This is a genomic window from Frankia sp. AgKG'84/4 (genome assembly GCF_023242965.2).
Lineage (GTDB): Bacteria > Actinomycetota > Actinomycetes > Frankiales > Frankiaceae > Frankia.
In genome coordinates this window covers 1-2,506 of the sequence record NZ_JALKFU020001217.1, presented here as the reverse complement: position 1 = coordinate 2,506, position 2,506 = coordinate 1, and the positions used below count along the sequence as shown (strand labels likewise).

Below are 2,506 nucleotides of genomic sequence, written 5' to 3'. Positions count from 1 at the left end.
CCCCCCCCCCCCCCCCCCCCCCCCCCCCCCCCCCCCCCCCCCCCCCCCCCCCCCCCCCCCCCCCCCCCCCCCACCCCACCCCCCCCCCCCCCCCCCCCCCCCCCCCCCCCCCCCCCCCCCCCCCCCCCCCCCCCGGCCCGGACCGTCAGCGGCGGGTGAAGCGGAGGGCGGGCGCCAGCCTGTCCGCATACCAGGCACTCAGCAGAATCAGCCCGAACGTCACACCGAGGGTTACGACGAGCCGGAGCGCCTGGCCCACGACGCCATCCAGCAGCATTCCCACGAGGGCACCCGCGGCGAAGGAGACGGTCCCGGCGACAAGGGCGTAGGCGACGGCGGCTGGTTCGGGGTTAGCCATCCCAGCCTCCCGATGCCTCCCGCGATCAGCCCCTGCCGTCTATTCTACCGCCGCCTGATGTTGGCCGTCCCCGTCGATGATCGATCATGTGGTCGCTTTCGCGGCGACGGCCGTGGGCGGCATCGCCGGGCTTCCAAACCGCCTTTCCTGGCCGGTCGCCACCGCCAGGGTCCGGGACGCGGGCGGGCATTCCGACCCCTGCCACAGGGTCGACACGGCACTCGACCCGCCCTCGAGAGCGGACCACACTGGATCCATGCGATGGATCACGACGGCGGGAAGCCGCATCGAGCTCCTCAATCCGGCAATCGAGCAGGAGTACACCGATTATCTGCTCCGGGTCACTACCGCCGACGGCACCGAGATCGGCTCTTTCGAGTCCGTCACCGACCTGCAGAACAACGTCGATCTGGCCGGGCTGCGCTCCCTCGACGACCTCGAGACGGTACGGCTGGGAAAGTAGGTCCGCCACCGGCGTTTCGACCCCGCGGGTCCCATCGCCCCTCGGGCGCAGCCGCGCCCGGCCGCGGTCGACGCAGGCCTGCTTCCCGTCGAGGCCGAGCCCTGATCAGGCCGTTCGTATGGGCGCGCCGGGCGATTCAGGCGAGCGCGGCGAGCGCGGCGCGCAGCTCGGTCCACGGGAACGCGGTGTTCTCCCGGCCCGGCTGGTCGGCACCACCGCGCGGGTCACCCGGTTCGCCGAACACCAGCCGAACTCCCCACGCACGCAGGGCCGCCACGCTGGCGGCGTAGGCGGGATGGCCCGCCAGCCCGCTGTTCGGATAGGGCGCCATGATGATCGGCAGGCCCGCGCCGAGCCCCTCGTTGAGCAGGCCGAGCGCCAGGGTGTCGGAGATGCCGGCAGCGACCTTGTTGACCGTGTTGAAGGTCGCCGGTGCGACGAGGAACGCGTCGGCCGGCGGCAGCACGTCCGGCTCCCCCGGCCTCTTGTGCCGCGAACGCACCGGGTGGCCGGTCGCCGCGACGAGCCGTGGGACGTCGAGGAATCCCATCGCGGCCGGTGTCGCGATCACACAGACGTCCCAGCCCGCAGTCTGCGCGTCCGCGACGAATTCCGGCAGGTCCCCAGCCGGATAGCCGCCGCAGGCCACCACGTAGAGCACCCGACCACCGGTTGGCATGCACACCCCTCCGCCTGAGATCTCCGCGCCCTACCCTATCGTCGCGCACACGCCCGCCACGCACATCGCCGCCGCACACATCGCCGTCATGCACATCGCCGTCATGCACATCGCCGTCATGCACATCGCTGTCACGCACGTGACCCGGACGCAACCCTGTGAAAGCCGGTGAACCGGGCCGCTGAGGGCAATGGCACAATCAGCCGACGGAACCGTCAGTCGGGGGTGGTTCCGACGGGGGTGGCGGCTGATGTCGGCGGAAGAATCCGCGGCAGAAGAGTGGGACTTTCTCCTTTCCTACACCGCGCTGGATGACGACTGGGCAGAGTGGCTGGCCTGGCAGCTGGAGTCCGCGGGGTACCGGGTCCTGATCCGCGCCTGGGACTGCGTGCCCGGTTCGAACTGGACCACCCATGTCCAGGTCGGGATCGTCGGGGCGAAACGCATTCTGCTGGTGCTCTCACCGGCCTATCTGCGGTCCCTCGCCGACGAACCCGAGTGGCAGGCCGCAGTCGCGGCGAATCCGTCGGGGTCCGAGCGCCGGCTGCTGCCGGTGCGTGTGCAGGCGTGTGAACCGGTCGGCCTGCTGGCCCGCCTCACGGCGATCGACCTGGTCGGCGCCACCAGGGAGGCCGCCGGCGCCACCCTTCTCCGGCTCGTCCGCCACGCCCTCGACGGACGGGCCAAGCCGCCGTGCGAACCCGCCTATCCCGTCCGACGATCGCCCGGCCGCGACGAACCGGACTTCCCCGCCGTCGCCCGCGGGCCGGCCCACGGTCCGGGCGACGCACCCGGGTATTCACCCACACGGGCGCGGACGTCCCCGGCCGCCGCTCCGCCCGGGGTGGACGCGGCGAGGACGCTACGGCCGGCCGGCCGGCCGGACCAGCTAGCGGCCCGGCTGTCTGCCGAGAGAGCGCCGAGCGCCCGTCGGCGCGGGAAGAGCGACCCCGGTGATCCGCGACGTCTCGCGGCCGCCCCCCGCGCCATCCGGCCACGTGAGCCA

Annotated in this window: 4 protein-coding genes; 2 read left to right on the top strand and 2 right to left on the bottom strand. The window is 73.0% G+C overall.

Annotated features, from left to right (window positions below; translation table 11 throughout):
- Positions 1–145: 145 nt before the first annotated feature.
- Complete coding sequence (locus MXD58_RS28910; protein ID WP_248837400.1) at positions 146–358, bottom strand: hypothetical protein; 213 nt, start codon at positions 356–358, stop codon at positions 146–148.
- A gap of 256 nt (positions 359–614) precedes the next feature.
- Between MXD58_RS28910 and MXD58_RS28905 the strand changes: the two genes are divergently transcribed.
- Entirely contained in the window at positions 615–821 is a 207-nt protein-coding gene (locus MXD58_RS28905; RefSeq protein ID WP_248837399.1) for a hypothetical protein, read from the top strand.
- A gap of 136 nt (positions 822–957) precedes the next feature.
- Here MXD58_RS28905 and MXD58_RS28900 read toward each other — a convergent pair whose 3' ends face one another.
- The gene (locus MXD58_RS28900) at positions 958–1,500 is read right to left on the bottom strand and encodes a flavoprotein (RefSeq protein ID WP_248837398.1); all 543 of its coding nucleotides are present in this window, start codon (positions 1,498–1,500) and stop codon (positions 958–960) included.
- A 250-nt stretch (positions 1,501–1,750) separates the two neighbouring features.
- Between MXD58_RS28900 and MXD58_RS28895 the strand changes: the two genes are divergently transcribed.
- Positions 1,751–2,506: TIR domain-containing protein (locus MXD58_RS28895; RefSeq protein WP_250611339.1), on the top strand; the 756-nt coding region annotated here is incomplete at its 3' end.